Genomic DNA, 17,986 nt, shown 5'->3' with positions numbered 1-17,986 from the left:
GCTTAGCGCCAACGGCTGTACGGCTGGTCCCCAAGGCCGGACCAGTGAGAGAGCCCGGAATCCGCCGGCGGGGACATCCTCGTCAAGGCGATCACCCGGGCCCGCGTCCGGGGCGGCACCTGAGTTCGCGGCCCGCCCCGGCGCTTGTCCTCCAGCCCGGCAACACCCCGCTCGGCATAGCGGGACTTACAGCGGTCCACCGTCAGCGGTGCCACACCGGCGAGCTCGGCGATGTCCTTTCGCCGCCGCCCCTCGGCCGACCACAACACGATCCGCGCACGAAGTGCCACGACAGCCGGCACATCCCGCGAACCAGCCAACTCCCGTAGCTCGGAGACCTGTTCAGAAGAGAGATCCATGCCAGACTCAACGATCACAGACGCCTCAGGTTCCACAAACAGAATCACGAGACACTAGCGCGCAAATCTGACAAGGCACCTGGCAGATAGGGCAGAGTGACCGCCGGCTTCGTTGTACCTCCCTGTTTCATGAGTAGTACCGAGCGCTCGTCGACGACGTGCTGCTGCAGGCGACCAGCGCCGAGGTCGCCGCGCAGTGGATCTGCGGCGCCGCTCTGGAGGTCGCCGCGCGCGGCCAATTGTGGCGCAGCACGCACCCGACCCTCGCCGCGTACTGCGAGGACTTCGTCGGGATCAAGGAAGCGCACGCCCGCTGCGGAAGGGCGCGCCGCTCGGCCTCGCCGTGGGACAAGCAAGGCGGGCATCAGCACCCGCTCGGCCCTGGCGGCCCTGACGGCCCGCTCGACCCCGGCCCGTGAACCGCTGCCGGCGGTTCGACCCACCACGCCTGCGCCCACCCGTAACACCCGGCCGCACGACCGGAAGTGCCGGTGGCCCCCGAACGGGCGCCACCGGCACTGATTCACACACCGCATTCGGACTGATTACCTCAGTCCGAACAATCGAGGCGTTTACCGAATGACACAGGAAGGCCAAGAAAGCCGGTCACTTCGAGCCTTCCGACCGCGACCCCGCGCGGAGAATCCCCACCTTGCTGAGGGCCAGAGCATAGAGACCCCCCAGAAGGAACGTCGCCAGGTATTGCGCCCAGACGGTGTCGTGGAGGCTCCGGTTGACGAGGACGAGTACAGCGACCCAGAGAACAGTGAATACGATCCTGGCCATGATTTTCCCTGCCTTAGGCGAGTGCCGCGAGGCAGCCGGTGGCACCGGCGACCACGGTCTTGGAAACTATGTCCTTCGCCACGTCCTTACTGACGAAGCGACCGACGATCAGCGCACCGGCCCCACCGATGGCGCCCTTGATCAGGCAACTCTTCACCATGTCGTTCATCTTGACGTGAGTCATCAGGTACTCGCAGTCCCGCTTGCTCTTGGACATGATGCACAGCGAGCGAGCCTCTTCGAGCGGGTTCACCTGGACCGACTGGACCACGGGACGCGGACCCGAATCAGCGTGCGCCACGCCGACCCCGCCCGCCATGACGAAACCGCCGACAAGAGCCACCGACAGAACGCCGGAAAGCATGTTCTTCATTATTGAACTTCCCCGATTCAATTAACTTTTCAACACCGAGCTGGTCAGGCCCGGCGTCTTCGATCAAGAAGAACCTACTCGGCGGTCACATCGCAAGGGAACAAATTTGAGGAAATGTTGAGCATGATCGACTTAGCCGTTTCACCGCGGCAGCGGGATCGAATTCTCGCCATTACGGCCGAATGCAGGCGGCTCCGGCCGACCCTCGGTGCACCGCGCGAGCGGAATCCCCCAGGGGGACGGCTGTCCCGGTTGCCGGCTTCCCCCGGCGCTGGGGACGAGGACGCTGGGAGAGTGAGCGGCAAGGTGCGACGGTGTGCGGCCACTGCCGAAGCCGCTGCCGAAGGACGCGGGTCCGAACCGGCGGTACTGCGGTGCGACCTGCCGCAGCCGGCACTGGCGGCTCGTCCGGCGCGAGGAGACGGTCTTCCGGCGGGCGGTGGCCCAGGGCATCGAGGAGATCCGCGGGGGTGTCGACCGCTACGTCCAGGGCGGGTGCCCGGTCTGCGGCTGGAGCGTCCCCGTGCGGAAGCGGCTCGATGCCGTGTACTGCTCGCCGCGGTGTCGCACCCGTGCCCGGCGGATCCGCCGGGCCTGTGACGCTTCCGAACGGCCGTTGCCGGACGCGTCACCTGGTGACGGCTAAGCCTCGATCCACCGACGTGGTTTGAAGGTGGTCTTCTGAGGGCGTTCTGCGCCGGTTCCGGGGCGGCGGCTGGGGGTGGGCAGCGGGTATCCGCTGGTCTACCCAGCTTTTCCACGGTTTCGGTTTCCGGTCGGGCCCTGGCGGGCGGGGTGGGCAGGTGCAGGGTGATGCGGCGGGCGGAGCGGGCGATCCGGGCCGGAACGTGGACCAGGTGGGCCCGGAGGGTGGCGGTGGTGGCCTTGGCGTGGAAGGCGGAGGTCAGCGCGCCGGTGGCCCGCAGCAGGTTGTAGGCCATGGCCCACAGGGTGAGCCAGGCGGCGTTGGCGTGGAAGTGTCCGGAGGGCAGGTGGGCCAGGGCGGAGGCTTTGCTGTCCGCGATGACCTGCTCGACGACCGCGTGGTGGCGGTGTTCCCGCTCCGCCTGGAGCGTGGGAGCGGGATTGTCGGTGAAGAACGGGTGGTAGCGCCAGACAGGGAACAGTTCGCCCTGCTCACCGACGGTGGCGGGTTTGGCCAGGTCACGGACCCGGCGCACGATCAGCCGGGCGGTCACCTGTTCGACCTTCTTTCGGCCGGTGAACGCGGTGTAGGCGGGTATCTCGGCGACTTCGGCGTCCGAGATGAGTTCGCCGGTGGCGGGGTCGGGCACGGCGGTGGGGTAGATGATCTGCTGCCATGCGGTGTCGGGGATGGCGTGGACGGCGCGTTTGACAGAAGGGTTCATGCCGCAGGTGATCGATGTCAATCCCACCGACCTGATCGCCACCCGGGCGGAGAACGTCGCCCCGCGCCGCACCGCCGCCTCCGGCGGCGCCGACGTCGTGGACCTGGCCAACACCATCCGGCCCAAGCGCGCCCGGATCACCCCCGACTCGTGAGCCCGGCCTACGACAGCCGCGAGAAATACGAGCGGTGGCACATACGCACCTGCGCACGCTGCGGCCGCCGCGCCGCCAAGTCCGCGAACTGGTCGGACGGACCCATCTGCCGCACCTGCTACGAGCGGGCCACGCGGGACCGGGGCCGCTGCCCCGGCTGCGGAACCGAGCGGCTGCTTCCCGGCCGGGACGCGGCGGGAACCGCGATATGCCGGGACTGCGCAGGCATCAGCCGCGACTTCTTCTGCGACTGCTGCGGTTTCGAGGGCCTGCTCCTCGGCGGACGGCTCTGCGAACGCTGCACCCTCTCCGACCAGCTCACCGCCCTCCTGGACGACGGCACCGGCCGCATCCACTCGCAGTTGATCCCACTGCACCAGTTCCTGGTGAGACTGGATCGCCCGAAGAGCCGACTGACCTGGCTCCGTAACCCACAAGTCCCGGCTCTCCTGCGAGACCTGGCCACCGGAACAGTGCCGCTCACACACGACGCCATCCAGGCCCTGCCGAACTGGCGGACCGCCGCGTACCTGCGCGACCTGCTCATGGACAGCGGCGTCCTGCCGTCCCTCGACCGGCGGCTCCTACTGTTCGAGCGGTGGCTCGCCCAGCGGATCGCCACCACGGAGGACGCCGAACACGCCCGGTTGCTCCAGCACTTCGCCACCTGGCACCAGCTCCGCAAGCTCCGCGCCAAGGCGGCCAAGAGCCCGCTGGGCACCAGCACGACGCAGGAATGCCGCCAGCAGATCACCCAGGCCGGCGTCTTCCTGGTCTGGGTCGCCGCCCGGCACGTCGCGCTGGACGCGTGCACCCAGACCGACCTCGATGCCTGGCACGCGGAGAAGTACGCCACCCGACGCCCCGCACAGGCGTTCCTGCGGTGGTGCATGGACAGCCGCCGGATGCCGCGGCTGTCCATCCCGAACCGTCCGACTTCCAACCCTCACCCGATGGGCCAGCACCAGCGGGTCGCCGCCCTGCAACGGGTCCTCGCCGACGACAGCACCTCATTGAGAGTTCGGGTCGCCGCCTGTCTGGTCCTGCTGTTCGCCCAGCCGGTCAGCAGAATCGTCCGCATGACGGCCGACGACGTTCTCCGCGACGGCCAGCACGTCGCACTCCGGCTCGGCGACCCGCCCACCCCGGTGCCCGAGCCGGTGGCCGACCTCCTACTCGGCTACCTCCAGGCCCTGCCCGCCGGCACCCCCGCCATCAACCAGAACTCGCCCTGGCTCTTCCCCGGCCGCCGAGCGAGCCAGCCCATGAACCCCGCCACCCTGCGCGACGCACTTCGCGAACTCGGCATCCCGGCCGAGAAGGGCCGCACCTCCGCCATCCGCCAGCTCGTCCTCCAGGCCCCGGCCCCCGTCATCGCCCAGGCACTCGGCTACCACGACAAGAGCACCACCCGCATCGCCACCGACGCCGGAGCTCCCTGGAAGCATTACGCACCCGGCGACCACAGACGTTGATCCACAAGACTTTCCCGGTGGGGCACTGGCCGCACCAGCCTTGGACTTACACCTCCAAGCGCCTGATCCAAGGGTGGGGTCCGTACGTCTCGGTGATCTCGTCGGCGAGCCACCGTCGCTGCCGTTCCGTGAGCATCTTTTGTCAACGCCCGATGCCTGCGGCGACGGATTCGATGACACCCCGCCACGTCCTGCAATAGCCCTCGTGAAGCGGCCCACCGACGAGGTCGAGGATTCGGACGGCTGCATCGATCAACAGCACCGGGTCACCCGTCTCGCACAGATGTCGGTGCCCTTGGAGAAGGGCTCCGCCGCGCTCCCTATCAGCCTCCAGCAGCCGCCTGGGCAGCCACTTCCCGCCGCCCGCCCAAGCGCGATGCTGGTCGAAGAGCAGGTCAGCGGCAACGTTGAGGACGACCCCTGCCACCGCCAGGCGTTCGAAGGGATCATCTGCATCCGCCAGATCATCCAGAGCGTCTGTCAGCCCATACCTCTTGGTCTCGACCGTCTCCGGCTCCAGCGTCGACGGACCATTGCGGAGGTCGGACTCGGCCCGGGCCCGGGCACGTCCGGCCTCCCCACCGGTGTCGACCAGGACGAGGCCAGTGGCATACATGCTTTGCAGCACCCCACGACGCGCGGCGACATCTGCGGAAAAGAGCTCCACGAGACCGGCACGGGTGTGGATGAAGAGCTCCACAAGGCGCCCCTCGAACCGGAGCGTCTCCCGGCGGGTCTCGCCGCCATCCCCAATGAGCACCGCGATGTCCAGGTCACTGCTGGCGGTCGCCCGTCCCGTGGCGGTGGATCCAGCCAGGACCACGGCGAGCGCATCGGGAAAACGGCCATGCACAAGACGTCGAGCCAGGTCAATCGGGTCCGGATGCATGTCCGTCAGCGTTTCACGAACCCTTGACCAGCGGCGACAGATTTCCCGCACCCCAGGCTCGGATTACTACAGCCCGTGACAGACCTCACCGCGCGCAGAAGGGATACAGGCCAGCTGAACAACGACGCCTACCAGTCCCAAGGCCGAAGGCGGGCCGCTCGTACGCCGGATCACTGGCCGAGATGTACCTCGCGATGGCGGCAAGGCGGCACCCGGGCTGAGCCGGTCTCAGACATCCCGGCGCCGCACGACAATCACGGCTATGGCCACCGAGACGAGCGCCCAGGCCGCGAGCGCTGTCCAGGAGCCCGTGATCGTGGCCGGATACTCGCCCAGGCTGGTGTCGGACTCGGGGTTCAGCGCCAGCCGGGCCTGGGCGGCGAGCGGCAGGTGGTTGCCGATCTCCTTCAAGAGCCGGTACCTCTCGCCACCGAAGAGCATGGGCAGGATGAAGAGCACTCCTACGACTGCGACGATCGAAGCCGTGGCGTGTCTCAGGACGGCGCCGAAAGCCATGCCGATGAGCGCGCAGACCGGGATGACCAGTGCGTATGCCGTGACGGCCCGCAGACAGCCGGGGTCGTGGATGGAGAGTCCGACGTGGCGGGAGGCCAGCATCGCGTTGGTGGTGAAGAACGACGTCACGGAGACGATCACACCGAGGACGAGCGTGATCGCCGTGACGAGGGCCACCTTGGCCGTGATCACCGCGCGCCGGTCGGGAGTGGCGGCGAGCGTGGTGCGGATCATTCCGGTGGCGTACTCGCCGAAGACCGTGATGGCGCCGAAGCTGGCCGCGGCCAGTGCCATGACGTCGGCGGCGATGCTGCCCAGGCCGTGGAACAGCGGGTCGTATTTGAAGGGCGGGAAACCGGGGAGCGCGGGATGCGGCTGGTCGATGTACGTCAGGTCGGAATGGACTGAGTTCACGTTGATCGCGATGGCGACGACGGCACTGAGGGCAAGCAGCCAGTAGGTCGACCGGAGCGACCGCATCTTGATCCACTCAGAGGCGAGCAGGTCGACGAACCCGGCCACCGGTTCGGCCGCGCGTTCGGACGGCCTGGTGCCGGAGGACGTCATTGTGCTCATCGGGCTTCTCCTGCGAGGTATTCGACGCTGTCTGCGGTAAGGGACATGAACGCCGACTCCAGGGACGGGGTGTGGGTGGCGAGTTCGTGCAACACGATGCGGTGCCGGTGGGAGAGTTCGCCGATTCGGGCCGCGGTCAGGCCGGTGACCCGGCCCGCCTGGTCGCTCTCCCGGCGCACCGACGCGCCCTCGGCGATCAGCACGGCCTCCAGGGCCGCCAAGTCGGGTGTGTGCACGGTCACGCCCAGGGAGGCGTTGCGGTCCGAGAAGTCCTCCAGGCTCTGGTCGGCGATCAGCCGGCCCTGGCCGATGACGATGAGCCGGTCGGCGGTGTGCTCCATCTCGGCCATCATGTGGCTGGAGACGAACACGGTGCGGCCCTCGGACGCGAGACGGCGGAACAGGCCGCGTACCCACAGCACGCCCTCGGGGTCCAGACCGTTCAGGGGCTCGTCGAACAGGAGCACCGGCGGATCTCCGAGCAGCGCGCCCGCGATGCCGAGACGCTGTTTCATCCCGAGGGAGAACCCTCCGATTCGGCGCGCTGCCGCCTTGGCCAGTCCGACCTCCTGGAGGACCTCGTCCACGCGGGTCAGCGGGATGCGGTTGCTGCGGGCCAGCGCGGACAGGTGCGCCTGCGCGCTGCGTCCGCCATGGACGTCCTGGGCGTCCAAGGGGTGTGACCGAGATACGCACCAAAGGGGCAACGAGATGATCTTGAAACCCTGAGCGCCCTCCCCCGTCACCCATTCGGCTCAGTGTCGTTGGTGGGGATGTTGAGCGTCGTCTGGGGCCTGAGGTGGGTTGTGACATCGATCGAACGGACCGCGTATCCGCGGTTCAAGCGGCTGATCACCGCGCACGAGCTGCATCTGTTCTTCTCGCCGACTCGCGATGAGCTGGAGTGGGCGGCCGACGCCACAGACTGCGATGAGCATCTGCTGGCCCTGCTGCTGATGCTGAAGTCGTACCGGCGCATGGGGTGTTTCCCGGCACTGGAGGACGTCCCGGTGATGGTGGTGGACTTCGTGCGGCGGGCGGTGGAGCTGCCGGAGGACACGCTGCCGGTGTACCGGGCGGAGCGGACCGCCAAGCACCACCGTGGCCTGGTCCGCAAGCAGGTCGGCGTGACGTACGACCAGGCCAGGGCCCGGGGAATCGTCGAGCAGTCGATCCGCAAGGAGGCCGCGGCGAAGAACCGCCCGGCGGATCTGATCAACATCGCGCTGGAGAAGGTGGTGGAGGCCGGGCTGGAGCTGCCGGGGTTCTCCACCTTCGACAAGATGGCCGCGAAGATCCGTACCGAGGTGAACGCCTCGATCCGCGCGGGCATCCATGACCGCATGAGCGCCGCTCAGCGGGCGGGGCTCATGCGGCTGCTGGAGGAGCGCGACAGCGACGGGACGACGCTGTTCAACCGGCTGAAGAAGCCCGCCAAGGGCCCGACCTGGTCGCACTTCAAGAACCTGACCAAGCGTCTGGAATGGCTGGACGGTCTCGGCGACACCGATGTGTGGATGGACGGTGTCGCCGCAGGGAAGATCACCGACTTTGCCGGGGAGGCGGACGCGGCGGATGCCTCGGAGCTGCGGGACTTCGCCCCCGTCAAACGCATTGCGCTGGTCGCGGCCCTGACGCACAAGGCGCGGATGCGGGTGCGGGACGACCTCGCGACGATGTTCTGCAAGCGCGTGGCGACGAAGATCAAGAAGGCCAAGGCGGAGCTGGAGGACATCCGGCTCGCCGAGCGGGAGATCGTCGAGGCCCTGATCGGGAACTACCGCACCGTGCTCAAGCACATCGACGAGGGCGGCCCGGCACAGGAGGCGCTGGAGAAGGCCGCGGCCATGACCGCCGAGGCCCGTCAGGCGCTGGAGGGCCTGGACGAGGAGGCGTCGGTGGACGAGGTCGCGAAGCGGCTGGAGGGCCGGGTTTCCCCGGCAGTCCTCGCCCTGGTGAAGGCCCAGATGGTGCAGGCCAGCGGGCTCGGCGCGGTCACGCGGGCGGTGGAGGGCTTCGGCGGATTCGCCAAGCAGTACGAGCAGATCGAGAAGGTCTCCGCCCACCACGGCAACTTCTGGGAAGTGCTGCTGTACGGGCAGATCGGCCGGGACCGGGCAGTGATGTTCGACTTGGCCGACGCCGAGAACCTTCAGTTCACCGCGACCAGCGAGGACAGCCGGGTGCTGGACGCGCTCGCGCACGCCCAGCGGCACCAGGCGGCCCGCGGCGAGTACATCACCGCCTTCAACGAGGAGGGCAAGGAGGTCGACATCTCCTTCGCGACCCAGAACTGGCGCAAGGCCGTGATCGACAAGACCCGGACCGGGCAGTTCGTCCGCAAGCACTTCGAGGCGATGGTCTTCACCGCACTCGCCGAGGAGCTGCGTACCGGCGACGTCGCGGTGGTCGGCTCGGAGGAGTACGCCGACTGGTCCGAGCAGCTGCTGAACTGGGAGGTCGTCCAGGAGACGCTGGGGTCCTACCTGGTGGAGGTCGGCCTGTGCGAGCCGGGCGAGAGCGCCGAGTTCGACGCGAAGTTCTTCCGCCGGCAGCTGGAGGACAAGCTGCGAGGCGCCGCCGCGGCGGCGGACGCCGGGTACCCGGAGAACGAGGGCCTGGTCATCGATGCGGAGACGGGTATCCCGTCGCTGAAGGCGTTCAGGGCTGATGGTCAGCGGCCTTCGGCGAAGCGGCTGGAGCAGGAGATCAAGGCGAGGATGCCGGAGCGTTCTCTGATGGGGATCGCGGCCCGGACCGCGTACTGGGTGGAGTGGTGGCGCCGCTTCGGCCCGCCGTCCGGCAACGAGCCCAAGCTCACCGACCCCTTGGGCCGCTACGTGATCGTCACGTTCGTCAAGGGCACCAACATGGGCCCCTACGAAGCCGCCCGGCACATCCCCGGCGTGTCCGGGCACGAGCTGTCGTACGTCGCCAACAAGCACTTCTCAATCGTGCTGCTGAACGAGGCGGTCGCCGACCTGGTCAACGCGCACGCCCGCCTGGACATCTCGCAGGCATGGGGCGACGGCACCGCCGTGGCGGCGGACGGCACCCACATGGACACCTACCTCGACAACCTGCTCTCCGAGACGAGCGTTCGGTACGGCAAGCCCGGCGGCATCGCCTACCACCACGTCTCGGACACCTACATCGCGCTGTTCACGCACTTCATCCCGTGCGGTGTCTGGGAGGCCGTCTACATCATCGAGGGCCTGCTGAAGAACACCAGCGAGGTGCAGCCGACCACGGTGCACGCGGATACCCAAGGCCAGAGTTTCCCTGTCTTTGCGCTCGCCCACCTGCTGGGCTTCGACTTGATGCCCAGGATCAGGAACTGGAAGGAACTGACCTTCTACCGGCCCTCCAAGCAGACGGAGTACGTGCACATCGACGCCCTCTTCGGGGAGCCGGGCAAGCACGTCATCGACTTCGACCTGATCGAGTCCCAGTTCCGCCACCTGATGCGCGTGGCGGTCTCCGTGCGCGAGGGCGCCATCTCCTCCTCCACGCTGCTCAAGCGGCTGCGCTCCGGGTCGAGGAAGAACGCCACGTACGCCGCTTTCCGCGAGGTCGGCCGCGTGATCCGCACCGTCCAGCTCCTTCGGTATCTGTCGGACGCGCCGCTGCGCCGGCGGGTGACGGCGGCGACCAACAAGGTGGAGTCGTTCAACCGGTTCTCCCAGTGGATCGGCTTCGGCAACCGCGGCGTCATCGCGGACAACGACCCGATCGAGCAGGAGAAGGCGATGAAGTTCAACGCGCTGCTCACGAACGCGGTGATCTTCCACAATGCCCTGGACATTGCGGAGATCGTCCGTCAGTTGCTGGAGGAGGGCTGGGAGATCGATCCGGAGGACCTGGCGCACATCTCGCCGTACCTGACCGAGCACATCAACCGGTTCGGCGAGTACTCCACGCACGAGCTCGGCATCCAGCCGGACGCGTACGACCCGAAGCTCGACGTCGACTTCACCCCGCTGCGCGAGCAGGACCTGACCGCCGCCGGACTCGGTCAGGCCGCTTGACCGAACCGCGAGCCTTCTTGCGTGCGCACGGGCCGTACAGTCGAAGCGGCGCCCGAAGCCACCTTTCGGGCGCCGCTTGTCTGGTGGTGTGGTGTCAGGCGCGGGTGGGCGATGTAGCGCCGGGCGGCGACCATGAGGCCGAAGGCCAAGGCGAGGCCGACGAGGCGTGAGCCGCCGAGGACAGTCTTGGCGGTAGCGCTAGCGAAGTCCTGGTCATGTTCTGGTCGAACATCAACCCGTAGGACACCTCCGCCTCGCAATGGCAAGCCGCTCGATCTGGGACTTCCTGTCAGCTTGCCTCGGCAACGCCCGGCTGAGGCGACCTCGGCGTCCCGCCGCCCCCCGGGGGCGCGGCGGCGATGATGGTGTCGAGCATCGCGCGCGACGCCTGTAGATCCTTGATGGCGTGGGTGATTCGCTCGCCCTCCCGGCGCAGCTGGGCGAGCAGGTCCGGACAGGTGGGCACGAGGCGCTCGTCGTCCGCCCGGATGCATGGCAGAACCTGAGCGATCAGAGCGGTCGGAAGGCCTGCCGCCAGCAGACAGCGAATGCGGCGCACCGTCTCGACGTCCGACTCGCCGTAGACGCGGTAGCCGCTGGGCAGCCGCTCGGGCGTCAGCAGTCCTTGCTGCTCGTAGTAGCGCAGCAGCCGCTCATGGACCCTGGTACGCCGCACCATCTCCTTCATGCGCATGCCCCTCGCCCCATTCCCGTTTCCCTTGCACACGCCGCAACTTGACTCTGACACTGATGTCGGAGTTTAGCGTCGGCGGCATGACCACTGATCACGCGCTTCCCACCCCTCACCTCGACGTCCTCGTGCAGGGGCGCGGCCCCGCACTCCTGCTCGCCCACGGCGCCGGCGGCGGCATCGAGGGAAACTTCGGCCTCGTCCTCGACGACCTCGCCCAGGACCACACCCTTGTCGGCCCGCACTACCCCGGAGCGGGTGGCTCCCCCGCAGCCATCGAACCACTGGACCTGGACGACCTCGCCGACCGCCTGGTAGCAGCCGCCGTTGCAGCCGGCCAGGATTCGTTCGCCGTCCTCGGAGAGTCCCTCGGCAGCGCCGTGGCCGTCCGGATCGCCACACGGCACCCCAACCGTGTCCGGGCCCTCGTCCTCACCGCCGGCTTCCCTACCGCTGACCCCGTCCTGGCGCTCGCCGCCCAGCTGATCAAGTCCCTGGCAGCCGCGGGTCAGTGGGGCGACGTGGCACGACTCGCCCTCCTGTCCTGTATGTCCCCTGCGGACCTGGCGGACCTCGAACCGGCCGACCTCGACGCACCAGTCGCCCAGACCCTGACCGCAATGCCGCCAGGCACGTTGGATCACTTCGACCTGGTGTCCCGCGTGGACGTCCGGACCGATCTGGCGAAGGTGTCCGCGCCCACCCTGGTGGTGGCGCCGACCGGCGACCGGCTGGTGCTGCCCGAAAGCTCATACCGCCTGGCGGCCGGCATCCCGGGCGCCCAGCTGATCGAACTGCCCGGCGCCGCCCACGTCCTGAACACGGCAGATCGAGCGACCTGGCTCCGCCACGTCCGCGAGTTCCTCGCCGCTCTGCCCGCCACGTCAGCGTGAGCGCACCGCTCCTCACGGATCAGGCCGGTCCGCCCACGAAGTCGCTGGCCCGGCCCTGGGCTGGCCTGCTCGTTCTCGCCACTACGATCTTCGTCGTCGTCACCACAGAGCTGCTGCCGGTCGGGCTGCTGACGCCGATCAGCGACGATCTGGGAGTCGCGCGATCACGGGTGGGGCTGCTGGTCACCGTGTACGCCTTCACCGTCGGACTGACGGCAGCTCCGCTCACCCACTGGACCGCCGCCTGGCCGCGCAAGCGCCTCTACATGACCGTGAGTGCGGCCTTCTCCCTCGGCACCGTGCTCTCCGCTGCCGCGGAGAGCTACCCGATGCTGGCGATCGGCCGGTTCCTGTGCGGGATGGCGCACGGAGTCTTCTGGTCGATCGTCGCCGGATACGCCGCCGCGCTCGCCAAGCCCGGCCGCTCGAGTCGCACAACAGCCATCGTCTTCGCCGGAAACTCGGCGGCCCTCGTCCTGGGCGTCCCCCTGGGCACCGTCCTCGGCAACGTCGTCGGATGGCGTGGCGCCTTCTGCGCCGCGGCGGCCCTCGGTCTCGGGGCACTCGCCGCCGCCCAGCGACTCTTGCCCGACATTCCCAACCGCTCCGCCCCACCGCAGTCGGCAGGCCTCGGCGGCGCGCTGCGCCTGCCCGGCCTACGAAGCATGGTGACAGCGACCGCGTTGCTCGTCCTCGGACACTTCACCGTCTACACCTACGTGACCCCGCTCCTGCACGACGCCGCTGCCTTCAGCGAAGCCGCCACCAGCATGCTTCTTGCCTTGTACGGACTGGCGGGCTTCCTGGGGACCTGGCTCGGCGGTGTCCTGGGGGACCGTCGCCCGCACACCGTCCTGCTCGGCACCATCGCCCTGATGGCCGGCTCACTGGTTCTGCTCGGTGCGAGCGTCCGGCTGCAGCCTCTGGCCGTGGTGGCCGTGGCCCTGTGGGGCGTTGCCTTCGCCGCACTGCCGGTAACGCTGCAATCGAGCGTTCTCCGCCTGGGAGCGACCGCGCCCGACGCGGCGTCTGCCTGGTACGTCTCCGCGTTCAACCTGGGCATCGGAGGAGGAGCCCTCACCGGCGGACTGCTGAGCAGCTCCCCGGTGGCGATGCTCCCTTGGACCGCCCTGATCCCATTAGTACCGGCCTTCGTCTTTGCCTGGTCCACGCGGGCAGCCTTCCCGCATCCACCGTCGCGGTAAATGCCGGATTTACTGCGGCAGAGCCCCTACCGTGATCACCGCGACCTGCGGCGGACGATTTTGGCCGCCGGGGCGAGGTGTACGCATTTACTGCGGCAGTGCCAGAAGGGCGGGGCGGGGATGACGATCGAACCAGTGACCGAATTCGGAAGCGGGGGCACGCTCCGGCTGCCGCGCGCCCGGGTCGTACCGCTGTCTGCCCCTCCCGCGTCGTACACCGCGGCGGTCGACCGGTACCTCACCGGCGCGGGCATCGCGAAGTCCTCCGCGCGGATCTACCGGATCTCGCTCACGACGTGGGGATGGATGCTCACCGGCGAACCCGCGCCGACCGGACCCGCCCGCCGGGGCGCGAAGCCCCCCGTCTTCCCTGTCGCCGCGATCGACGACCCGGCGCTGCCCGAAGTGCTGGCCGAGCTGGCGGCGGCGCGGGCGGACGAGATGGACGCCGACACCGTCAACCGCGAACTGTCCATCGCGCGCAAGGCGATCGGCTGGTGGCAGCGCCAGGGCTGGATCGACGGTGACCCGACGATCGGCATCGAGCGGCGGCCGGCACCACCGGACCGCACCAAAGCCCTGGCCGAGAACCAGATCGCCGCCCTGTGGCGCCTGGACGTCGGGCTCCGGGAGAAGACGCAGTGGAAGATGCTCTACGAGTCGGCGGCCAGGGCCGACGAGGTGCTGTGCCTGAACGTGGAAGACCTGTATCCGCAGGACAAGCGCGGCAGGATCACCGCCAAGGGCGGGGCGACGGAGTGGATTCACTGGCAGTCCGGCACCGCCCAGCTCCTGCCCCGCCTCATCGCCCGCCGCACCCGGGGCCCGCTGTTCCTCACCGACCGCAAGGCCCCCGCCGGAACACCGACATTGGACGTGTGCTCGGAGACCGGCCGGGCCCGGCTCTCCTACCGCCGCGCTGAGGAGATCTTCGAGGAGAACACCCGGCTGCTCGCCAACCCGCTCGCCTCACCCGAGGACATCGAGGACCTGGACGGTTGGACACTTCACCGGCTCCGGCACAGCGCCCTGACGCACGACGCCGAGGGCGGCACCTCTACCCCGATGCTGCTGGCCCGCTCCCGCCACGCCTCCGTCCGCTCCCTGGAGCGGTACGCCCGCCCCGGCGTCGACTCGGTCGCCCGGCACGTCGCCGAACGCGACCCCGCTGCACGTCGCCGCACGTAAATCCGAGCGGATCAGGGCTTCAAGATCATCCCGTTGCCCCTTTGGCGCGTATCTCGGTCACACCCCTCCAACAGCGCGCCGACGTGGCGCAGCCCGCGCGGACGGTGCGAGAAGGGAACCCCGTCCACGGTGACGGACCCACTGGTGGGGGCGTTCAGGCCCAGGATCATCCGAAGTGTGGTGGATTTGCCGGCCCCGTTCGGGCCGAGGAAGCCGGTGACCTTGCCCGGTTCCACAGTGAAGGTCAGGTTGTCGACGGCGACGGTTTCGCCGTACCGCTTGGTCAGTCGGGTGGATTCGATCACGGGGTCCAAGCTGCCGGGGCGGGTACGGAGCCCGCATCGGCCAGTGGTTCACACTTGTGAGCCCTGTTGGTAGCCCGAGGGATTACGCCCGTGGGCCAATGCCCCTGCGGGAGCGCGTCGATACGATCGACAGATGATCGCCACCCCTCATCCACCCCTCCTCAAACGCGTGCCACCGGGTGTGTGGGTGGCGGCCTTCTGGTCGACCACCATCCTGGTGCGCACGCTCCAACGGCCGGACGAACTGCAGCGTCTGCTCCGGTACAACGGCAACATCGAAGACGCACCGCTCCTGGTCACCGCCGTCGTCACGACCCTGGGCGCACTGCTGCTGTTCCGCGCGCCGCTGGCGTCCGTGGCCATCGCGCTCGCGGCCGCCGTGTTCTCGCTCGGGATGCCGGTGCGGGAGACACCGTTCGTACTCTTCCTCCTGGCCGACGCAGCCGTGGGCTACACCGCTGCAACCCGCTCACGCCGGGTCTCGGTACTCGCCGCCGTGCTGCCTGTCGGCATGTTGGCCGGCTACACGCTCTGGCGGCTTGCCCAGGGGTACTTCTTCAACCTCTCGGTGCCGGCGGCCCTCGCGTCAACCGTCGTCATCGCCTGGCTGATCGGCAACACGATCCATCAGAACCGGGCGCATGCGGACACGGTGCGCGCCCAGGCCACGCAGCAGGCGGTCACGGCCGAGCGGCTGCGGATCGCCCGGGAGCTGCACGACATGGTCGCCCACAACATCGGCATCATCGCCATCCAGGCCGGCGTGGGCAGCCGGGTCATGGACACCCAGCCCGCCGAGACGCGCAACGCGCTGGACGCCATCGAGGCCACCAGCCGGGAGACCCTCGCCGGCCTGCGGCGGATGCTCGGCGCCCTGCGCCGCAGCGACCAGGAGACCGTGCTTCTGGACCCGCTCCCGGGTCTGTCCGCACTCGGTCAGCTGGTCGGGAAGACCGCGGCCGCCGGGGTCCGGGTCGACGTCCGGTGGCGGGGGGACCGTCGCGACCTGCCTTCCGACGTCGACCTGGCGGCCTTCCGCATCGTCCAGGAGGCGGTCACCAACGTGGTTCGGCACTCAGGCACCCGGGACTGCAGCGTGACGGTCGACTACCGCCACGACGAACTGGCCGTCGATATCGTCGACCTCGGTTGCGGCGGCACCGTCGCAGGCTCCGGATACGGCATCGCCGGCATGCGGGAACGGGTCAGCCTGCTGCACGGCGAGTTCAGCGCCGGGCCGCGTCCGGAAGGCGGCTTCCGCGTGGCGGCGCGGCTGCCGGTGCCCGTGGAGGCAGGACGATGATCCGTGTCGTTCTGATCGACGACCAGCCCCTGATCCGTACCGGCCTGCGCGTCCTCATCGCCGACACTCCCGACCTGGAGGTGGTCGGGGAGGCCGGGAAAGGTGGCGAAGCGGTGGAACTGGTACAGCGGCTACGGCCAGACGTCGCCATCATGGACATCCGCATGCCTGGTATGGACGGCATCGAGGCCACCCGCCGGATCAACGCGGATCCGGAGTCGAAGACCCGCGTACTCGTCCTCACCACCTTTGACGACGACGAGTACGTCTACGGCGCGCTTCGCGCTGGAGCGAGCGGCTTCCTCGTCAAGGACATGCCGCTGGAGACCATCTTCGACGGGATCAGGGTCGTCGGCGCCGGAGACGCTCTCATAGCTCCGAGTGTCACACGCCGTCTCATCGAGGAGTTCGCGGCACGGCCCGAACCCGCCTCCGCCCGCCGGGTGGTGGTCGATGGCATTACCGACCGGGAACGTGAGGTCTTGACCCTCGTCGGCCGCGGCCTGTCCAATGCCGAGATCGCCGAGGAGCTCTCGATCAGCGTGGCCACCGCCAAGGCGCACATCGCGCGGCTCTTCACCAAACTCGACGCACGCGACCGGGTCCACCTCGTCATCCTCGCCTACGAAATCGGCCTGGTCGCGCCCCCACGGTGAGGTCCTCCCGCAGCTGACCAAAGCAACGACGGGCCACCCAACAGCGCCGGGCGACGGCGGCCTCGTGGTTGTCGGCTCCGCTGCCGGTGGTGAGCGCGACCTCGGTGAACAGTCCCGCCTCGGGCTCGAACGCGGCATGCGCGCGAAAGCCCTCCTGGTGGCGGGTTCGGTTCTTGTGCATGTGCCGGGCCTCGGGATCGACCGTGGAAACCACGCGGTCGGGTGCGGTCCCCTGGGTGATGCGCCAGCGTCCGTCACGGCCGTCGGACTCCTCGGCCGGCTCGACGTCCTGGCCCGCGACCAGGGCCAGCAGGCCGGCCGCGTTCGCGGCCTTCTCACCGAGTTCCTGTTCGGGCAGGTGGCCCAGCAGCCGCAGCGCGTCACCAACGAGGGCGTCCACCAGGTCCGCCCTGGCCTGCTGGTCGTTCCAGGCGATCCTCGGTTTGCCCGGGTCGCTGTAATCGTGGGCGGTGCACTGCACGGCCGCGACCGGTCCGGCGCCGGGGACCTCACGGATCACCGTCCGCACGGCGGAAATCAGCTGGGTGACGGTGTCCTGGGTGGCCACCGCATCATCGAGGACAGTGGAGTCCAGTGCCCGCCGGTGCTTGCCCTTCAGCACGCCGGTGGCCTTCACGACCTCGCGCACCGCCTCGAAGACCCGGTTCGGGCGGGCCGAGCGGGCCAGGCGACGGCGGAAGTAGGCCAGCAACGAAGGATCGAACGCCATATCGTGCAAGCCGAGCCCGCACGCGGCCTTCCACCGCAGGTCACAACGTAATTCCTGGACCGTCTCGAAGTCCGACATCCCGTGCAGGGCCTGCAGCGTGATCGCCGCGGCCAGGATCTGCGGAGGCATGGACGGACGGCCGTTCGCCGACGGATACATGTCCTCGAACATCACCGCGGGAAACAGCTGCCCACGATGCTCGGCCAGGAACGCGAACACGCTCCCGACCGGGATCAACTCCCGGCACGTAGCCCACACATCCGGCCCGACCGTCTCCCCGACCCACTCCCCTTGAACCACGAAAACGAGTCTGGCCCCGCCGCTCCCGGACACCTCGACCGGGCCAAGACCGTCCCCCGCCAGCCCAAGAAGACCGCGGCCACGAAGCCCTGAAGTTACCAGTGGGTTACTTGCTCCCTGGTGTCTGAGCTAGGACTCCGGGGCCTTGTCGGCGGTGTTCTCGTATAACTACGGCGAGCGGACATGTAG

The 17,986-nt window shown here is 68.7% G+C and carries 15 protein-coding genes and 4 pseudogenes; 10 read left to right on the top strand and 9 right to left on the bottom strand.

Going from position 1 to position 17,986, the window contains the following annotated elements:
• Nucleotides 1–2: 2 nt before the first annotated feature.
• Nucleotides 3–359 (bottom strand): helix-turn-helix domain-containing protein, encoded by a 357-nt coding sequence (locus tag J7E94_RS07515; protein ID WP_215013461.1) that lies wholly within the window; start codon nucleotides 357–359, stop codon nucleotides 3–5.
• Nucleotides 360–517: 158 nt separating this feature from the next.
• Here J7E94_RS07515 and J7E94_RS07510 point away from each other — a divergent pair, with 158 nt between their 5' ends.
• Complete coding sequence (locus tag J7E94_RS07510; RefSeq protein WP_215013459.1) at nucleotides 518–778, top strand: hypothetical protein; 261 nt, start codon at nucleotides 518–520, stop codon at nucleotides 776–778.
• A 380-nt stretch (nucleotides 779–1,158) separates the two neighbouring features.
• Here the strand turns inward: J7E94_RS07510 and J7E94_RS07505 are convergent, their stop codons facing one another.
• A complete protein-coding gene (locus J7E94_RS07505; protein ID WP_215013457.1) occupies nucleotides 1,159–1,518 on the bottom strand; it encodes a hypothetical protein in 360 nt (119 codons plus the stop codon).
• A gap of 316 nt (nucleotides 1,519–1,834) precedes the next feature.
• Between J7E94_RS07505 and J7E94_RS34270 the strand changes: the two genes are divergently transcribed.
• Nucleotides 1,835–2,164, top strand: coding sequence for a hypothetical protein (locus tag J7E94_RS34270; protein WP_251056280.1), 330 nt, complete (start codon nucleotides 1,835–1,837; stop codon nucleotides 2,162–2,164).
• A 157-nt stretch (nucleotides 2,165–2,321) separates the two neighbouring features.
• Here the strand turns inward: J7E94_RS34270 and J7E94_RS35890 are convergent.
• Nucleotides 2,322–2,888: pseudogene (locus tag J7E94_RS35890) on the bottom strand (transposase); the annotation flags it as partial.
• On the opposite strand from J7E94_RS35890, the gene J7E94_RS07495 reads away from it, so the two are divergent.
• Both J7E94_RS07495 and J7E94_RS07490 read left to right on the top strand, forming a co-directional pair.
• Nucleotides 2,887–3,042 carry a hypothetical protein gene (locus J7E94_RS07495; protein ID WP_215013574.1) on the top strand — a complete coding sequence of 52 codons (156 nt, stop codon included), beginning with the start codon at nucleotides 2,887–2,889 and terminating at the stop codon, nucleotides 3,040–3,042. The pseudogene J7E94_RS35890 and the gene J7E94_RS07495 overlap by 2 nt on opposite strands.
• Nucleotides 3,039–4,517, top strand: coding sequence for a site-specific integrase (locus tag J7E94_RS07490; RefSeq protein WP_215013453.1), 1,479 nt, complete (start codon nucleotides 3,039–3,041; stop codon nucleotides 4,515–4,517). Before J7E94_RS07495 ends, J7E94_RS07490 begins: the two co-directional genes overlap by 4 nt.
• Before the next feature lie 142 nt (nucleotides 4,518–4,659).
• Here J7E94_RS07490 and J7E94_RS07485 read toward each other — a convergent pair whose 3' ends face one another.
• From J7E94_RS07485 to J7E94_RS07475, 3 genes and pseudogenes are all read right to left on the bottom strand, one after another.
• A complete protein-coding gene (locus tag J7E94_RS07485) occupies nucleotides 4,660–5,406 on the bottom strand; it encodes a nucleotidyltransferase domain-containing protein (RefSeq protein WP_215013451.1) in 747 nt (248 codons plus the stop codon).
• 228 nt (nucleotides 5,407–5,634) lie between these two features.
• A complete protein-coding gene (locus tag J7E94_RS07480) occupies nucleotides 5,635–6,498 on the bottom strand; it encodes an ABC transporter permease (protein WP_215013449.1) in 864 nt (287 codons plus the stop codon).
• Nucleotides 6,495–7,172 (bottom strand): annotated as a pseudogene (locus tag J7E94_RS07475) (ATP-binding cassette domain-containing protein); the annotation flags it as partial. The gene J7E94_RS07480 and the pseudogene J7E94_RS07475, both read right to left, overlap by 4 nt.
• A gap of 132 nt (nucleotides 7,173–7,304) precedes the next feature.
• On the opposite strand from J7E94_RS07475, the gene J7E94_RS07470 reads away from it, so the two are divergent.
• Nucleotides 7,305–10,526, top strand: coding sequence for a Tn3 family transposase (locus tag J7E94_RS07470; protein ID WP_215013445.1), 3,222 nt, complete (start codon nucleotides 7,305–7,307; stop codon nucleotides 10,524–10,526).
• A 289-nt stretch (nucleotides 10,527–10,815) separates the two neighbouring features.
• Here J7E94_RS07470 and J7E94_RS07465 read toward each other — a convergent pair whose 3' ends face one another.
• Nucleotides 10,816–11,220: a MerR family transcriptional regulator gene (locus tag J7E94_RS07465; protein ID WP_215013443.1), complete on the bottom strand. Its 405-nt coding sequence runs from the start codon at nucleotides 11,218–11,220 to the stop codon at nucleotides 10,816–10,818.
• Nucleotides 11,221–11,300: 80 nt separating this feature from the next.
• Here J7E94_RS07465 and J7E94_RS07460 point away from each other — a divergent pair, with 80 nt between their 5' ends.
• The 3 genes from J7E94_RS07460 (at nucleotide 11,301) to J7E94_RS34260 (ending at nucleotide 14,503) form a co-directional block, all read left to right on the top strand.
• Nucleotides 11,301–12,110, top strand: a complete 810-nt coding sequence (locus J7E94_RS07460) for an alpha/beta fold hydrolase (protein ID WP_215013441.1) — start codon at nucleotides 11,301–11,303, stop codon at nucleotides 12,108–12,110.
• Nucleotides 12,107–13,315 carry an MFS transporter gene (locus J7E94_RS07455; protein ID WP_215013440.1) on the top strand — a complete coding sequence of 403 codons (1,209 nt, stop codon included), beginning with the start codon at nucleotides 12,107–12,109 and terminating at the stop codon, nucleotides 13,313–13,315. Before J7E94_RS07460 ends, J7E94_RS07455 begins: the two co-directional genes overlap by 4 nt.
• A 135-nt stretch (nucleotides 13,316–13,450) precedes the next feature.
• Nucleotides 13,451–14,503, top strand: coding sequence for a tyrosine-type recombinase/integrase (locus J7E94_RS34260; RefSeq protein WP_308344678.1), 1,053 nt, complete (start codon nucleotides 13,451–13,453; stop codon nucleotides 14,501–14,503).
• A 56-nt stretch (nucleotides 14,504–14,559) separates the two neighbouring features.
• On the opposite strand, the pseudogene J7E94_RS35350 reads toward J7E94_RS34260, so the two are convergent.
• Nucleotides 14,560–14,808: pseudogene (locus J7E94_RS35350) on the bottom strand (ATP-binding cassette domain-containing protein); the annotation flags it as partial.
• 133 nt (nucleotides 14,809–14,941) lie between these two features.
• Between J7E94_RS35350 and J7E94_RS07435 the strand changes: the two are divergent.
• Complete coding sequence (locus J7E94_RS07435) at nucleotides 14,942–16,111, top strand: sensor histidine kinase (RefSeq protein ID WP_215013439.1); 1,170 nt, start codon at nucleotides 14,942–14,944, stop codon at nucleotides 16,109–16,111.
• Nucleotides 16,108–16,767, top strand: coding sequence for a response regulator transcription factor (locus J7E94_RS07430; RefSeq protein ID WP_215013438.1), 660 nt, complete (start codon nucleotides 16,108–16,110; stop codon nucleotides 16,765–16,767). The genes J7E94_RS07435 and J7E94_RS07430 overlap by 4 nt, the downstream gene beginning before the upstream one ends.
• Before the next feature lie 49 nt (nucleotides 16,768–16,816).
• Here the strand turns inward: J7E94_RS07430 and J7E94_RS07425 are convergent.
• Nucleotides 16,817–17,755, bottom strand: a pseudogene (locus J7E94_RS07425) (transposase); the annotation flags it as partial.
• Between the last annotated feature and the right edge of the window lie 231 nt (nucleotides 17,756–17,986).

The organism is Streptomyces sp. ISL-94, assembly GCF_018614075.1.
In the GTDB taxonomy this organism is placed as follows: Bacteria; Actinomycetota; Actinomycetes; order Streptomycetales; family Streptomycetaceae; genus Streptomyces.
The sequence above is the reverse complement of the archived record's forward strand: the minus strand, read 5'-3'. Positions and strand labels throughout refer to the sequence as shown.

Bases quoted from the DNA above. Each gene is read 5' to 3' on its own strand.
- J7E94_RS07505 (WP_215013457.1), bottom strand. From the start codon at position 1,518: ATGAAGAACATGCTTTCCGGCGTTCTGTCGGTGGCTCTTGTCGGCGGT.
- J7E94_RS07435 (WP_215013439.1), top strand. From the start codon at position 14,942: ATGATCGCCACCCCTCATCCACCCCTCCTCAAACGCGTGCCACCGGGT.
- J7E94_RS07515 (WP_215013461.1), bottom strand. From the start codon at position 359: ATGGATCTCTCTTCTGAACAGGTCTCCGAGCTACGGGAGTTGGCTGGT.
- J7E94_RS07465 (WP_215013443.1), bottom strand. From the start codon at position 11,220: ATGCGCATGAAGGAGATGGTGCGGCGTACCAGGGTCCATGAGCGGCTG.
- J7E94_RS07495 (WP_215013574.1), top strand. From the start codon at position 2,887: ATGCCGCAGGTGATCGATGTCAATCCCACCGACCTGATCGCCACCCGG.
- J7E94_RS07480 (WP_215013449.1), bottom strand. From the start codon at position 6,498: ATGAGCACAATGACGTCCTCCGGCACCAGGCCGTCCGAACGCGCGGCC.
- J7E94_RS07430 (WP_215013438.1), top strand. From the start codon at position 16,108: ATGATCCGTGTCGTTCTGATCGACGACCAGCCCCTGATCCGTACCGGC.
- J7E94_RS07485 (WP_215013451.1), bottom strand. From the start codon at position 5,406: ATGCATCCGGACCCGATTGACCTGGCTCGACGTCTTGTGCATGGCCGT.
- J7E94_RS07460 (WP_215013441.1), top strand. From the start codon at position 11,301: ATGACCACTGATCACGCGCTTCCCACCCCTCACCTCGACGTCCTCGTG.